The following is a 14,549-nucleotide window of genomic DNA, read 5'->3' on the forward strand; positions in this document are numbered from 1 at the left end:
CGCAGTTCCACGACCCCACCCGTGCCACCGCACAGGTGGGGCGCGGCTGTCGGCGACTCAGGCGTTGCGGCGGGGGTCGAGCCCGTCGAGGAGCCGCTCCAGCCCATAGGTGAACTTGCGGGTGCGGACTTCGGCCGGGTCCTGGTTCCAGCTTTCGGTGGCGAGATCGGCGGTGAGGCGGGGGAATTCGGCGGCGGCCTGTTCGACGGCGGGGCGCAGCCCGGCCACCAATTCGGCTTCGGTCTGGCCGGACCGGGCGATGGTGGTGAGCCAGGCGGCTTCGCTGACGCTGCCGCCGACGACGTAGGAGCTCAGTGCGCTGATGGCGTCGCCGACTTCATCAGCGGCGAAACCGCCGGCTTGGAACAGGGCGATCATGCGGTCGGTCATCCGAGTGACGTTGGGGCCCAGGTGTGACAGACCGACCTGACTCAGGGTGATGGCCATCCAGGGGTGACGCAGGATCATGGCGCGCATGTTGCCAGCGAATTGGACGGTGGCGGTGCGCCATTCGGCTGGGGAGTCGATGCCCGGGATGGCGATCTCGCCGTAGACCTCGTCCACCACCAGTTCGATCAGTTCGTCGCGGTTGGCGACATGGCGGTACAGGGACGTGGCCCCGGCGTTGAGGCGGGCACCGAGCTGGCGCATGGTCAGGGCATCCATGCCCTCGGCGTCCAGCAGGGCGATGGCCTCCGCGACGATGTGCTCGCGGGTGAGCGCGGGTTGATCCCGGCCTTTGCGCGGGCGCGTCCACACCGATCCGACCTGCGGCTTCTCGCTGGGCATAAGGCTTCCTTTCGTTTCCGCCAGCCTAGCGCACCATGTTCGCACTTGCGAACGCCATGAATTGATGCGTACAGTGTTCGCAACACGCAAACAGCGTACGCAACACAGCGAGAGAAGAGTTTCCGATGGACGCGATCGACACCCGCAACCCGAAGCGCTGGTGGATCCTGGTGGTGCTGTGCCTGAGCACCCTGGTCCTGGTCATCGACAATTTCGTGCTGGCGGTGGCGGTGCCGTCGCTGGCCGAGGACCTCGGCGCGAGCGCTCAGGACATTCAGTGGATCCTGGATTCCTACATCCTGGTGTTCGCCGGCCTGCTGCTCACCGCGGGCAGCCTGGCCGACCGGTACGGCCGGCGGCGGGTGATGATCATCGGCCTGGCCCTGTTCGGGTTGGCCTCACTCGGCGCGACGCTGGCCGACAGCTCGGTCGAGATGATCGTGGCCCGCACCGTGATGGGCATCGGTGGCGCGCTGGTGCTGCCGAGCACGCTGTCCATCCTGATCACCGTTTTCGACGACGAGGAACGGCGTAAGGCGATGGGCGCGTGGAGCGCCGCGTCGGTGCTCGGCCTGATCGGGGGTCCGGTGCTCGGCGGCGTGCTGATCGCGCACTTCTGGTGGGGCGCGGCGTTCTTGATCAACATTCCGGTGGCGATCGTGGCCATCATCGCGGCGCTGGTGCTGATGCCGGAATCGAAGGGTCCGCAGACCAAGCCCGACGTGCCCGGGGCCGTCCTGTCCATGATCGGTATGACCGCCCTGGTCTGGACCATTATCGAATTCCCCAAGGGCGGCTTCGATCACGCCTCCACTTTGATCACCCTCACCATCGCCGTCGTCAGCCTGGTGTCGTTCATCGTCTGGGAGAAGCGCGTCGCCGAACCGATGGTGCCGCTGAACCTGTTCCGGGACCGCGACTTCGCCGGCGGTAGCCTCTCGCTCACCCTGGTGCAGGTCGCCAACGGCGGCATTCTGCTGGTGCTGACCCAGTACCTGCAGTTCGTGCTCGGCTACTCGCCCACCCAGGCCGGTATGGCGCTCATCCCGATGCTGCTGGCCTCTATCGTCTGCAACGGTATCGGCGCCGGCCTGGGCACCAAGGTCGGCAACCGCGCCCTCGCCGTCACCGGCATGCTGATCACCACCGCCGGCCTGGGCCTGCTGTCGAACCTGCAGGCGGACAGCGGATTCACCACTGTCGCCATCGCCCTGGTCGTGCTCGGCGCCGGTGCCGGATTCGCCCAGCCCGCCGCCATCGCCGCCCTGATGAGCGCGGTCCCGGAGGAGCAGGCGGGTGCGGGTTCCGCACTGAACGACACCATCCAGCAGGCCGGCGCCGCTCTCGGTATCGCGGTCCTCGGCTCCATCCTGTCCACCGGCTTCACCAACGCCATGCCCGACGACGCACCCGAAGCCGCCCGCCACTCCATCGGCGACGCCTTCGCGGTCGCCGCCGCCACCGGCGACTCCACGCTGATCAACACCGCCCGAGAGGCTTTCGCCACCGGCATGACCGCCAGCTTCCTCGTCGGCGGCGTGGGCGTCCTGGCCGCCGCGATCGTTGCCCTGTTCGTCATGCGGCCCAACAAGACCGCACCGGAAACGGTCGAGAAAACCGCAGAGCTCGCAATTGCCAGGTAGCACAAACGAATACAAGAAGCCCGGCCGGTTCGGACCCCCCGAACCGGCCGGGTTTCTTGTATACCCCCGGGTTGCAACCCCCCTTCGGCTGCAACTCGGGGCCAGCGTGGATCCCCACTCGGGCCGGTACGCGCATCGGCCAATCATCAACGGATGCAACGGATTTTCTCCCGATCGGCGCGGGCCCCCACGCTGCCTCCAAAACATAGTACTCAGAATTGAGTACCGCAATCGCTGGCGGTCACCGCGCGCATGTAATATCCGGAACCGACGAACCGAGGACGGAGGCGACGGGAGATTCACTGAACGCCGAAGAACAGAAGCGACTGGATTACGCTGTCGCTCAGGCGATTCGGGATCTTCGCCGCGCGAAGGGGAAAGAACGGGAGCCGATCTACACGGCGGTCGAGATCAAGCGCGCCACCTGGGATCGGATCGAACGAGGCCAGGCGCACCCCAAACCAGGCCAGCTCTGGGCCATCGCCCGCGCACTCGAGACCACCGTCGAGGAAATCTATGCGCTGGCCTTCGATTTGATAGCCGCCGACGGTGCGAAGCCCGAGGGGATCGGGGATCGTGCCGTGCGAATCTACGGCGGAATGCTCGGGCTACCGAAGCCGCCTACCTAGAATCGCGGGCGTGATGTTCGAAGCAACGGGGTGGGCGATCGTCTTGGCGGTTGTGACGGCATATCGGCTGCGGTGGTGGCGGTCAGCACCTGAATCCAGGTTTTTCACAACAGCTTTCGCTATCTTGAGCGCCGCCTACATCCTGGCGATACCCCCGGTGGTGAACCGGGTCAACCACATCTCACTGGAGCTGATCGGTAGCGCGACCGCGCTGCTTGCCTCTGTCCTGCTGGCGACCATCTCGTTCTGTGCGTTCACGGTGATCGCGTTGCAGATTCTCACCGATTCCCGGCGGCTCGACCGCTATGTCGGCGCCCTGTGGATCGTGGGGGCGACGGTGCTCGTCGGATCCTGGAGCCTGAGTGACATCAGACATTCGCCGACCCTGAATACGTTGTCCGTCACTGATCTTCCCGGTGAGATCTTCGCCCTGACCTACTCCGTGCTCATGATCGTGACCGGTCTGACGTCGTTGGTGGCCACCTAGGCCTCGCTGCGGAGAAAGGGCATGTGGCCCCGGCTTCGACGGGCAACCTGGGCCCTGCTGGTCGCGGCGTTCTGCACAACCGGACTGTCGATCTCGCTGTTGATTGCCGCACTGTGGTTGAACCTGTCGGCAGCGGACGCGCAGTTCCTCGAACGGTTGTGGTGGGCCCCGCTGGTCCTTGCCCTCGCAGTCGCTGGACTGTAACCGCGGCCGGAGGTCAGAAGGCGCCCGCGACAGCCAGAACAGTTCGGCCGGAATGGGATCCGGATTGGATGGCGCGCAGAACCTCGGGGGCCTCGGTGACGGGGGCGAGGTTCTCGATGGCGGAAAGATGCTGGGGTTTCAGTTCTTTGCCGAGGCGGGTCCAGAGGTCACGGCGCTGGTCGATGGGGAAGTGGGCGGAGTCGATGCCGAAGAGGGCGACGCCGCGCAGGATGAAGGGCATGACGGTGGTGGGGAGGTCGGCGCCGCCGGTGAGGCCGCTGACCGCGACGGTGCCGCCGTAGGCGATGCAGCTGAGGACGTAGGCGAGAGACTTTCCGCCGACGCTGTCGACGGCCGCGGACCAGCGGGCCTTGGACAGGGGGCGAAGTTTCGCGTCCGGGTCTTCGGGGAGGCGGCCGATGACCTCGGTGGCGCCGAGTGCGGAAAACAGTTCTGCCGCATCCTTTTTGCCGGTGGAGGCGACCACCTCGAAACCGAGGCCGGCAAGGATGTCGACCGCGACACTGCCCACTCCGCCCGTCGCGCCGGTGACCAGCACCGAGCCATCGGAGGGGGTGAGTCCGCGGTTCAGCAGTTCCTGCACGCTCATGGCCGCGGTGAAGCCCGCGGTGCCCAGGGCGGCGGCCTCGCGGGGGGACAAGCCCTCCAGCTTCACCACCCACTCGGCCGGGACGCGGGCGTACTCGGCGAAACCGCCGTGGTGCGAGACCCCGATGTCGTAGCCGTGCGCCACCACCAGATCGCCGGGGACGAAGTGGTCGTCCTCGGAGCTGACGACCTCACCGGTGAGGTCGATGCCCGGCACTATCGGGTACTCGCGGACCACGCCGCCACCCGCGGTGACGGCCAGACCGTCCTTGAAGTTCGCACTCGAATAGTGCACTTTGATCAGCACGGTGCCCGGGCCGAGGAATTCCTCGCCGACCTTCTGCCGCGTCAATTCGATGCCGTTATCCGACCGGTGCGCCACCATCGCCCAGAACTCCATGGCCTCGAGCATACGAGTGCCGCCGGTGTAGTGGTGGGATTCCACAGGTGGAGAAGAGCATCCGGGAAACCTAGTGTGGTCGCATGACGCACCAAGATCCTGCGGACCACGTCTCTGCCGCGGAAATCGAAATGCGTTGGGTCGACGCGTGGAATCAGCTCTCCGACATCGGAACCGACACCTGCCTACTACCCGACGGATCCTGGGTGGACGTCGACACAGGCAAGGGATTTCTGCAGGACAGCGCGTACGCCGGGTGGCAGTTGGCGGTGACCGCCGCGGACTTTGCCGGTAGACCCGTCGCCGTCGTACATCGCTGGCGATAACCGCTATTCGGGCAGGAGTTCGAGGCGGACGCCGAGCAGACGGACCGGGCGCTCCAGCTCGAAGCGGTCCAGAATGCGCACGGCGGTGTCTACGATGACGGCCACGTCGCCGGTCGGTTCGGGCAGTTTCGTTTGTTTGCTGCGGGTATAGAAAGTGTTGCTGCGCACCGTGACCGAGACCCGGAACGGGGTGCGGCCCGCGGCGGCCATTTCCTCGGCGACCTCGGTGGCGAGGCGGGCGACCTGGGCTTCGATGTCGGCACGCTCGGTCAAATCCTGCGCGAAGGTCTCGGATTTGCTGCGGCCCACGGGGACTCGCGGCTCGGTGACCACATCGGTGTCGCCCTTACCCCTGCCGAGCACCCACAGGTAGGGCCCGGTGTTCGGGCCGAACTCGGCGGCCAGGCGCTGCCGGTCGGCGGCCATCAGATCGCCGACGGTTTCGATGCCCAGCTCGGACATGCGGGCGGCGATCCGTTTCCCGACACCCCACAGTGCCGAGGTCGGGCGGTGCGCCATCACCTCGGTCCAATTGGCGGCGGTGAGGCGGAACATGCCGGTACCGTCGCCCGCCGCCGGCGCATCGGATTTGCTCACGGATTTGGCGAAACCGGTGGCGAGTTTGGCGGTGAGCTTGTTGTCGCCGATCCCGACACCGCAGGTGAGCTCCAACTCGGCGATGGCGCTGCGGATTTCGGTGGCGAGCCGCTCCGGATCATCGGTATCGGCGGCGACGAAGGCCTCATCCCACCCCCACACCTCGACCCGGCCGGGGAAGGTACGCAGCAGCGACATCACCTCCTCGGAGGCTTCCTCGTAGGTCACCATGTCCAGCGGCAGGAAGACACCGTCGGGGCATTTGCGCTGCGCCGAGCGCAACGCCATCCCCGCGTGCACCCCGTAGGCCCGGGCCGGATAGGACGCGCAGGTGACCACCTTGCGCGGCTCGCTGGGATCACCGTTGCCGCCGACGATGACCGGCTGACCGCGCAGTTCCGGATGACGGCGGAACTCCACCGCCGCCTGGAACTGGTCGAGATCGACATGCAGCAGCCATCTGGCCATATGTCTGTCTTACCCCATCGCACCGACAAGCAGGGGCAAATGTCCAGCTCACGCGCGATACCGAGACACGCGTCGTAGGATTCGGTGGAGCCGAGCGAGGGAGGGCTCGATGACGGAATCGGCCGACAATGCACTACCGGTACCCGCTGTGCGGGTCGGTGACCCGGAACGCGCGCTCGCCGCACGGCAGCTGCAGGTCGCGGTCGGCGAGGGCCGGCTCGACCTGATCGAACTGGACCGGCGGCTGGCGCAGGTCTACGCGGCGCGGACCAAGGACGAGTTGGTCGCGGTGACCGCGGATCTGCCCGGGATGGCCGCGCCGCCGATCGAGTTGCGCACCAAGAGCGGATCGCGGGACAAGCGGGGCCGCTGGGTGGTCCCGACGAGCATCACCCTCGAATGCGGTTCGGGCGATATCCACCTCGACTTCACCGAAGCAGTGTGCGTCCACCAGGAGGTGAACCCGCACGTCGCTATCGGTTCTGGTTCGCTGGAACTGGTGCTGCCTTATGGCTGGGGCATCGACTTCGATCAGGTCACGGTGGATAGCGGCCACATGACGAGCAAGCTGCGGGTACCGCACCTGACCGGCGCACCGCTGCTGCGCTTCGACGGCCGCGTGAAGTCCGGCTACATCGAGGCCCGCAATCCGCGCCGGAACTTCTGGACCTGGCTCCGCCGCCGACCCTACTGAGCCCGCGGAAACACCCGCAGCCCTTGCGCATGTCCGCAAAACAGAATTTAATTCTGGATATGAAGATTCGAGATCGGTTGCTGCTGGCGGCCGAGCGGCAGTTCGCCGAGCACGGCACGCTCGATGCGACGCTGACGCAGATCCGCGATGCCGCGGGGGCCAGCGTCGGGGCGCTCTATCACCACTTCCCGGACAAGGCCGAGCTGTACCGCCAGGTGTGGGCGCACGCGCTGGCCGACTATCAGGAGCACTTCTGGGTCGCGGTGGGGCAGAGCACCGACGCACAGGAAGGGGTCACCGCGGGCGTGCGCGAGCATCTGCGGTGGGTCACCGAAAACCAGTACCGGGCAAAGGTTCTCGCCTCATCCCGGCCGCCCGGCATGCGCGACAGCGACAGCAACCGGGAATTCTTCGTCAACGTGTACCGCTGGTGGCGCACCCATGCCCGCTACGGCGCGGTCCGCGACCTGGAATTCGACCTCGTCTACGCGCTGTGGCTCGGCCCGGCGCAGGAGTACGCACGCCAATGGCTCGGCGGCGATATGCGCACCGCGCCCAAGGATGTCGGCAAAGAACTGGCCGACGCCGCCTGGGTAGCGCTCCGCGCTGACGACCGCTGACCCCGCCCGACGCCACCGAGGAGCTTCCCGATGACCGACTCGATCACCTTGAATCACGAACTCGCCCAGCAGGTTCTGGCCGCCCAGCCCTTCGCCCAACTAGTAGGCACCGAGGTCACCGCCTTCGGCGACGGGGCCGCCACCCTGATCATCCCGATCCGGCCGGAGCTCGGCCAGCAGTTCGGTTTCGTGCACGGGGGAGTGCTGTCCTACGCCGCCGACAACGCCCTGACCTTCGCGGCCGGCACTGTGCTCGGCGCGAATGTCCTGACCGGCGGTTTCACCATCACCTACTTGCGCCCGGCATCCGGCACGCGGCTGCGCGCCGAAGCCAAGGTCACCGGCGCCACCCGCCGCCAGGCGGTCGTCAGCTGCGAAATCTATGCCGAGACAGACGATTCCGAGCCGGTGCTGTGCGCCGTGGCGCAGGGCACTACCCGCTCGGTCGAGCGCACCCTCGACGGCAACTGAAACGAAACCGGGCCGGGCACGGAGGATTCCGTGCCCGGCCCGGTTCGGCTATCTCAGGCGGTCGCGGCGAACTTCGGGGCAGTCAGCGACGCTTCGCGCACCGGTTCGATGGCGTAGGCCAGGATGTCGGCCACGTCGGCGACGGGGCGAACATCCAGGGCGGCAAGGACTTCGGCCGGGACGTCATCCAGGTCCGGTTCGTTGCGGGCCGGGATGAAGACCGTCTTCAGACCGTTGCGCTGCGCGGCCATCAGCTTCTGCTTGACGCCGCCGATCGGCAGGACCCGCCCGTTCAGCGTGACCTCACCGGTCATGCCCACATCCGCGCGCACCTGACGCCCCAGCGCCAGCGACACCAGCGCCGTCACCATGGTGACGCCCGCCGACGGACCGTCCTTCGGCACCGCGCCCGCCGGGAAGTGGATGTGGATATTGCGGTCCAGCACCTTCGGTTCGATGCCGATCTCCTCCAGGTGCGAGCGCACGTAGGTGAGGGCGATCGACGCCGACTCCTTCATGACGTCGCCGAGCTGCCCGGTCAGGGTGAGCGCACGCTCGCCCTCGGCGGCGTTGGCCTCGATGTAGAGGACATCGCCACCCATGCCGGTCACCGCCAAACCTGTTGCGACACCGGGGACCGCGGTGCGTTCCATCCCGTCCGGGGTGAAGCGCGGGCGACCCAGGTAGTCCTTCAGGTCATCGAGATCGATGGTCAGAGCCGTTGCGCCCGAACCGGTGTCGTAGCCCAGTTCGGTGTCGTAACCCAGGCTCGGCGCCGAGGCGAGCCGAGTCGCGGCCTTGCGCAAGGCTTTCGCGACCAACCGCTCCATCTGCCGGACACCCGCTTCCCGGGTGTAGTTCGCCGCGATCTCCCGCAGCGCCGCCTCGCTGATCGAAACCTCCTCGGCGGTCAGCGCGTTGCGCTCCAACTGCCGCGGCACCAGGAAGTCGCGGGCGATGGCGACCTTGTCCTCCTCGGTGTACCCGTCGACGGTGATCAGCTCCATCCGGTCCAGCAGCGGGCCGGGGATGGACTCCACCACGTTCGCGGTGGCGATGAACAGCACGTCGGACAGGTCGAGATCCAGATCCAGGTAGTGATCGCGGAAGGTGTGGTTCTGCGCGGGGTCGAGCACCTCGAGCAGCGCCGCCGCCGGATCACCGCGGAAGTCCGCGCCGACCTTGTCGATCTCGTCCAGCAGCACAACGGGATTCATCGATCCCGCTTCCTTCATGGCGCGCACGATCCGGCCGGGCAGCGCACCCACGTAGGTGCGCCGGTGGCCGCGGATCTCGGCCTCGTCGCGCACGCCGCCCAGGGCGACGCGGACGAACTTGCGGCCCAGGGACCGGGCGACGGATTCACCGAGCGAGGTCTTGCCGACGCCGGGCGGACCGGCGAGCACCAGCACCGCGCCGGAGCCGCGGCCACCGACCACTTCGAGTCCGCGCTGGGCGCGGCGGGCACGCACGGCCAGGTACTCGACCATGCGGTCCTTGACCTCGTCCAGCCCGTGGTGATCGGCGTCCAATACCGCGCGCGCCGCCGAAATATCGGTGCTGTCCTCGGTTCTCACCGTCCACGGCAGTTCCAGGACGGTGTCCAGCCAGGTGCGGATCCACCCGGTTTCCGGGCTCTGATCACTGGACCGCTCCAACCGGCTCACCTCGCGCAACGCCGCTTCCCGCACCTCGGCGGGCAGGTCGGCCTGCTCGACGCGGGTCCGGTAGTCGTCGGCGCCGTCGGGTTCGTCCTCGCCGAGTTCCTTGCGAATCGCGTTGAGCTGCTGGCGCAGCAGGAATTCGCGCTGGGTCTTCTCGAGGTTCTCGCGCACCTCGTCACTGATCTTCTCGGTGACCTCGGCCTCGGCGATGTGCGCCTTGGTCCAGTCGATCAGCGTGGTCAAACGCGCTGCGATATCCGGGGTTTCGAGTAGTTCCCGCTTCTGGTCGGCAGTCAGGTAGGAGGCGTAGCCGGCCGTGTCGGCGATCGCGGAGGGATCGTCGAGCTGATTGACGGCGTCGATGATCTGCCAGGCCTCGCGCCGCTGCAGCACCGAGACGACGAGCTTCTTGTATTCGGCCGCAAGCTCTTTGGTGCGTCCGTCGGCCACACCGGACTCGACCGGTTCGGCCTCGACCCACAGCGCGGCGCCCGGCCCGGTGACCCCGTGACCGATCTTGGCCCGCCGTTCGGCCTTCAGGACCGCGGCGGGCGCGCCACCGCGCATCCGCCCGACCTGCTCGATGGTGGCGACCACACCGTAGGAGGCGTAGCCGTTGTCCAGCCGGGGTGCGACGAGTACCTGATCCGTCTTGGCAGCCTGCGCGGCATCGATCGCGGCCTGCGCGGATTCGTCGAGTTCGATGGGCACGACCATGCCCGGCAGCACGATCGGATCGGTGAGGAACAGCACCGGCAGGTTCTGAGGTGTAGTCACGTCTTCGACCCTTCTGAAAGTTGAGCGATGCCCAGTCAACCCCGCCCGTTCCGGGTTTGTTCCAGATCCGTGCCCACGTTCGCTGTCGGCGAATACGCGCTGGCAGCCGCGCCGCGTCGCTCACCGGAATGGTCGTCCGGCTGCCCTATCGTTGGGCCGACTGAGCCGCAGGTGATGGCCAGTTTCTTCGGTTACTTGACGCGATAGAGGCCGAGCGGAGCGTTGGATATGAGTGGCGTGCCACACGATGATTGGGATCCGGATCCCGCCTGGCGGAATCCCGCGGTGCGGATGGCGGATGTCCTGCAGAGCCCGCCGCCGCGGCGCGTCGACTGGAGAGTCGCCGCTGTCGTCCTCGTGGTGCTGGCCGCGCTCATCGCCGTTCCCGCGATCCTGGCCCTCGTCGTCCCGGACCGGGAAACCCCGCAGAGCGCGGGTTCGGTCATCGAGCTGTCCGCGGCGGGCACCGAACCCGACACCGTCAACTTCGCCGGCGTCGACGGCTGGGACCGCCGCGCGACCGGCGACGGCTCCGCCGCCCTGCTGACCAGAGACGATTCGGTCCTCGCCGTGAACGTCGTCAACGGCGTGACCGACTTCGGCGCAGCGGCCGACTGGCGGCTGAAGGTGCTGGGCGTCGAGGGCTTCCCCGCCGAATGGGACCGGGACTGGGAGCTGTGGAACCGGCACGGATTCGCCGGACCGGTCTGCCGCGGCACCGAGGCCAAGGGCGTCTGCGCCATCCTCGGCAACAAGAATCTCGTGGTGACGCTGGTGCTGCACGGCGACGACGCGACACTGGATCAGCTGGACCAGATCGTCGACACGCTCCAGGTCGAGCAGTGATCAGATCCCCGGTGTTCTGGGTCTACTGCGCGGCGCTGCTCGCGGGCGGACTCGGCCTGCTCTACCAGTTGCTGCCGGTGCTGCTCCTGACCTGGCGCGACAGCCTCGCCGGCGCGCCGTTCGTGCTCGCCGGCCTCGTCGTCTTCGGCGGGCTGATCCTGCACCTGGACCGGCTGCGGGCACATCGCTGGATCATCGGACCCCTGGTCCTGGGCTTTCTCTGGGGCGCACTGGCCGGACCGGGCGTCGCCATGTGGGCCAACGACCACAACCTCGAGGTCATCAAGAACCTGGCCGGTGACGCGTTCGCCATCAACTGGCAGGCCGCGATCTCCGCGCCGATCGTCGAGGAGGCGATCAAGGGCCTGGGTGTCTTCGTGGTCGCCTGGCTGTGCCGGTCGCGGCTGTGGCGGCCCATCCACGGCCTGCTGCTCGGCGGATTCACCGGACTCGGTTTCCAGGTCGTGGAGAACGCCACCTACGAGGCCAACGCCGGACTGAACGCGGCTCAGCCCACGGCCGCCGACGCGATCCTGGTGGGCGCGCTGCGGTTCGTCACCGGGATCACCTCGCACTGGATGCTCACCGCGCTCGCCGGCATCGGCATCGTGCAGGCCGTCGCACGCTCGGATTGGCCGATGGCCAAACGGGTCCGGGTGTTCGTGCAGTTCTATCTGCTCGGCGTCCTGTTCCACTTCCTGTGGGATTCGCCGCAGCCGGACGACGGTCTGGCGCTCGTCATCGTGGGGCTGCGGATGGTTGCGGCGGTGCTGATCTTCGCGCTGATCTACACGGCGGTGCTGCGGGGCGAGCGGCGCTGGTTCCGTTCCACCATCTCCGCCGCCGTCGAGCGGGGGATCGCTCCGGCCGAGGAACCCGCCATGCTGATCACCCGGCGCACCCGCCGGATGGCCCGCCAGGCCACCCGGCACAGCCTCGGTCCGGGCGGTCCCACCATGCGCGACCTGCGGCGGCGGCAGCGCCGGCTGATCGACTGGGTGCAGGGCTTCGGCACCTATCTGCACCAGCCCGCCCGCGTTGACACCCCTGTGAACGCAATGAGACTGTTGGGGCCTTAACTTCTCAGGTCAGGCTCTAGGGGGATCCCACGATGGCGACACTCGCCTCCGGCGTGTTCATCGACTGGGAGCAGCTGACCGGCCAGTCCAAGTTCGTGGTCGAACTGATCACGTTCCCGATCTTCAGCGCGCTGGCCGGCTGGCTCACCAACTGGACCGGCGTGCTGATGCTGTTCTGGCCAGTGCAGTTCCGCGGTATCCGGATTCCGGGCCTGCATCTGCTGTATCCGTATTTCCCGCGCCGGGTCCAGGTGCTGCCCACCTTCTCCGGTGACGGGCGGCGGCTCGGCTTCCAGGGCTTCATTCCGGCGCGGGCGGAGAAGATGGCCAGTATCTGCGTCGACAAAGCGCTGATGCGGATCGGCAGCCCCCGCGACTTCATCCACGAGCTCGACCTCGACGGCATCGCCGACTACATCGCCGAACTGGCCCGCGCCCAGGTGAAACCGATCGTCGACGAGATCATGTACCGGGAGAACCCGGAGTTGTGGCGGTCGGTGCCGCGGCAGGTCAAGCAGGTGATCTACCAGCGCATCGACAAGGAACTGCCGGCGCTGTGCGAGCGTGCCTTCGAAACCCTCGGCGACAACATCGATCAGCTCATCGATATCAAGAGCTTCGTCATCCGGTACCTGCAGGACAACCCGTACATCCTCAAGGACCTGACCACCACCATCGCGGCCCCGGAACTGAAGTTCATGGTGCGGATCGGCCTGCTCGGCGGGCCGTTCGGCCTATTGATGGCGCTGTATCTGCATGTGCACCAGCAGATTCCGATCATCGGCTGGCTGCCCGCGTGGGTGATCGTGCTGGCCGGCGCGGCGGCGATCGGTGTGACTGTCAATGTCATCGCGGTCAAAATGGTGTTCGAGCCGGGCGATCCACAGCCGCGCTACAAGTACCTGTGGCGGCAGGCGCTGCTGGCCAAGCGGCAGCCGCAGGCGGCGACGGATCTCGCGCACATCCTGGCCTATCAGGTATTGACGCTGCCGAATCTGGCGAGCGAACTACTCGATGGCCCCAACGGCGACAAGACCCGGCAGCTGATCGAGCGCCTGGTCGCCGATGAGATCCACCGGCAGCTGGGCCCGACCACGTCGATGGTGCGGGCCGCGTTCGGTAAGCGGCAGTTCGACAATCTGAAGGTCGGCGCGGCCGGGGCGGCGGTGGGCCTGGCACCGAGCATGATCGCCGACGAGGAGTTCTCCCGCGAGCAGGCAAAGAAGATCGATGAGTTCGCCGCGCGCAAGCTGCAGCAGCTGAGCCCGGGGGAGTTCATGGAGATGTTCTACGCCTCGGTCGAGCAGGACGCGTGGCTGTTGTATCTGCACGGTGCGCTGCTCGGGCTGGTGGTGGGTGCGGCGCACCTGGTGCTGTTCGGTTGGTGACCGCGCGATAAACAAGCACGCGTGCTTGCATTTTTCCGACCCCGCTGCGATGCTGAGCGGCATGGCTGACCTAGAGGCGCTGCTCGGCGATTTCGCCGCGGAATGCGCGGACCTGGAATCGCTGGTTGCCCCGCTGGCCCCGGCGGATTGGGCGCGGCTCACGCCCGCCGAGGGGTGGACCGTCGCGCACCAGATCGGCCACCTCGCCTGGACCGACGAGGTCGCCACCATCGCCGCCGCCGATGCCGAACGCTTCATGGCCCTGGTCGCCGAGGCCGGGCCGAAGGCGCTCACCTTCGTCGACGAAGCGGCAGCGGAAGCCGCCACGGCGCCGCCCGCGGAGCTGCTGGATCGGTGGCAGCGCGGCCGCACCGGGCTGATCGACGCGCTGCGCGCGGTGCCCGCCGGAACCAAGCTGCCCTGGTTCGGCCCGCCGATGAGCGCGGCCTCGATGATCACCGCCCGCATCATGGAGACCTGGGCCCACGGCCAAGACGTCGCGGACGCCCTCGGCGCCACCCGCGCGCCGGCCGCGCGGCTGCGCAATATCGCCCACATCGGGGTCCGGACCAGGAACTTCGCCTATCAGGTGCGCGGCGAGAATCCGCCCGCGGAGGAGTTCCGGGTGGAGCTGAGCGCGCCCGACGGTTCGGTGTGGACCTGGGGCCCGGCGGACGCGGAGCAGCGAATCACGGGCTCGGCCTTGGACTTCTGCCTGCTGGTGACACAGCGCCGTCATCGTGACGATCTGGCGCTGGAGACGAAGGGTGCGGACGCCACGCATTGGCTGACCATCGCGCAGGCCTTCGCCGGACCCACCGGCGAAGGACGAAAAGCGGGTCAGTTCAGCTGAAACGG

General features: G+C 67.5%; 16 protein-coding genes. 12 read left to right on the plus strand and 4 right to left on the minus strand.

Annotated features, from left to right (window positions below; translation table 11 throughout):
• Positions 1 to 57: 57 nt before the first annotated feature.
• Positions 58 to 789: a TetR/AcrR family transcriptional regulator gene (locus tag IBX22_RS17180; RefSeq protein WP_194816559.1), complete on the minus strand. Its 732-nt coding sequence runs from the start codon at positions 787 to 789 to the stop codon at positions 58 to 60.
• Positions 790 to 914: 125 nt separating this feature from the next.
• Between IBX22_RS17180 and IBX22_RS17185 the strand changes: the two genes are divergently transcribed.
• From IBX22_RS17185 to IBX22_RS17200, 4 genes are all read left to right on the plus strand, one after another.
• Positions 915 to 2,432 carry an MFS transporter gene (locus IBX22_RS17185; RefSeq protein WP_194816560.1) on the plus strand — a complete coding sequence of 506 codons (1,518 nt, stop codon included), beginning with the start codon at positions 915 to 917 and terminating at the stop codon, positions 2,430 to 2,432.
• Between the two features lie 218 nt (positions 2,433 to 2,650).
• Entirely contained in the window at positions 2,651 to 3,061 is a 411-nt protein-coding gene (locus tag IBX22_RS17190; RefSeq protein WP_194816561.1) for a helix-turn-helix domain-containing protein, read from the plus strand.
• 124 nt (positions 3,062 to 3,185) lie between these two features.
• Entirely contained in the window at positions 3,186 to 3,548 is a 363-nt protein-coding gene (locus IBX22_RS17195) for a hypothetical protein (protein ID WP_194816562.1), read from the plus strand.
• Positions 3,549 to 3,569: 21 nt separating this feature from the next.
• The gene (locus IBX22_RS17200) at positions 3,570 to 3,752 is read left to right on the plus strand and encodes a hypothetical protein (RefSeq protein WP_194816563.1); all 183 of its coding nucleotides are present in this window, start codon (positions 3,570 to 3,572) and stop codon (positions 3,750 to 3,752) included.
• 13 nt (positions 3,753 to 3,765) lie between these two features.
• On the opposite strand, the gene IBX22_RS17205 is transcribed toward IBX22_RS17200, so the two are convergent.
• Entirely contained in the window at positions 3,766 to 4,761 is a 996-nt protein-coding gene (locus IBX22_RS17205; RefSeq protein WP_194816564.1) for an oxidoreductase, read from the minus strand.
• A gap of 83 nt (positions 4,762 to 4,844) precedes the next feature.
• Here IBX22_RS17205 and IBX22_RS17210 point away from each other — a divergent pair, with 83 nt between their 5' ends.
• Complete coding sequence (locus IBX22_RS17210; RefSeq protein ID WP_194816565.1) at positions 4,845 to 5,087, plus strand: hypothetical protein; 243 nt, start codon at positions 4,845 to 4,847, stop codon at positions 5,085 to 5,087.
• A 3-nt stretch (positions 5,088 to 5,090) separates the two neighbouring features.
• Here IBX22_RS17210 and IBX22_RS17215 read toward each other — a convergent pair whose 3' ends face one another.
• Positions 5,091 to 6,152 carry a DNA polymerase IV gene (locus IBX22_RS17215; protein WP_194816566.1) on the minus strand — a complete coding sequence of 354 codons (1,062 nt, stop codon included), beginning with the start codon at positions 6,150 to 6,152 and terminating at the stop codon, positions 5,091 to 5,093.
• A 109-nt stretch (positions 6,153 to 6,261) separates the two neighbouring features.
• Between IBX22_RS17215 and IBX22_RS17220 the strand changes: the two genes are divergently transcribed.
• Genes IBX22_RS17220 through IBX22_RS17230 form a run of 3 tightly spaced genes read left to right on the plus strand, consistent with a single transcriptional unit; the run spans position 6,262 to position 7,937 of the window.
• A complete protein-coding gene (locus IBX22_RS17220) occupies positions 6,262 to 6,846 on the plus strand; it encodes a DUF1707 domain-containing protein (protein WP_194816567.1) in 585 nt (194 codons plus the stop codon).
• A gap of 59 nt (positions 6,847 to 6,905) precedes the next feature.
• Complete coding sequence (locus IBX22_RS17225; RefSeq protein ID WP_194816568.1) at positions 6,906 to 7,466, plus strand: TetR/AcrR family transcriptional regulator; 561 nt, start codon at positions 6,906 to 6,908, stop codon at positions 7,464 to 7,466.
• A 30-nt stretch (positions 7,467 to 7,496) separates the two neighbouring features.
• Positions 7,497 to 7,937: a PaaI family thioesterase gene (locus tag IBX22_RS17230; RefSeq protein ID WP_194816569.1), complete on the plus strand. Its 441-nt coding sequence runs from the start codon at positions 7,497 to 7,499 to the stop codon at positions 7,935 to 7,937.
• A gap of 53 nt (positions 7,938 to 7,990) precedes the next feature.
• Here the strand turns inward: IBX22_RS17230 and lon are convergent, their stop codons facing one another.
• Entirely contained in the window at positions 7,991 to 10,378 is a 2,388-nt protein-coding gene (gene lon, locus IBX22_RS17235; protein ID WP_309234649.1) for an endopeptidase La, read from the minus strand.
• 228 nt (positions 10,379 to 10,606) lie between these two features.
• Here lon and IBX22_RS17240 point away from each other — a divergent pair, with 228 nt between their 5' ends.
• The 4 genes from IBX22_RS17240 (at position 10,607) to IBX22_RS17255 (ending at position 14,544) form a co-directional block, all read left to right on the plus strand.
• Positions 10,607 to 11,224: a hypothetical protein gene (locus IBX22_RS17240; protein ID WP_194816570.1), complete on the plus strand. Its 618-nt coding sequence runs from the start codon at positions 10,607 to 10,609 to the stop codon at positions 11,222 to 11,224.
• The gene (locus tag IBX22_RS17245) at positions 11,221 to 12,303 is read left to right on the plus strand and encodes a PrsW family intramembrane metalloprotease (RefSeq protein ID WP_194816571.1); all 1,083 of its coding nucleotides are present in this window, start codon (positions 11,221 to 11,223) and stop codon (positions 12,301 to 12,303) included. Before IBX22_RS17240 ends, IBX22_RS17245 begins: the two co-directional genes overlap by 4 nt.
• A 32-nt stretch (positions 12,304 to 12,335) precedes the next feature.
• Positions 12,336 to 13,691: a hypothetical protein gene (locus tag IBX22_RS17250; protein WP_194816572.1), complete on the plus strand. Its 1,356-nt coding sequence runs from the start codon at positions 12,336 to 12,338 to the stop codon at positions 13,689 to 13,691.
• A 61-nt stretch (positions 13,692 to 13,752) separates the two neighbouring features.
• Entirely contained in the window at positions 13,753 to 14,544 is a 792-nt protein-coding gene (locus IBX22_RS17255) for a TIGR03084 family metal-binding protein (RefSeq protein WP_194816573.1), read from the plus strand.
• Positions 14,545 to 14,549: the final 5 nt, after the last annotated feature.

The organism is Nocardia sp. XZ_19_385, from assembly GCF_015355755.1.
In the GTDB taxonomy this organism is placed as follows: Bacteria; Actinomycetota; Actinomycetes; order Mycobacteriales; family Mycobacteriaceae; genus Nocardia.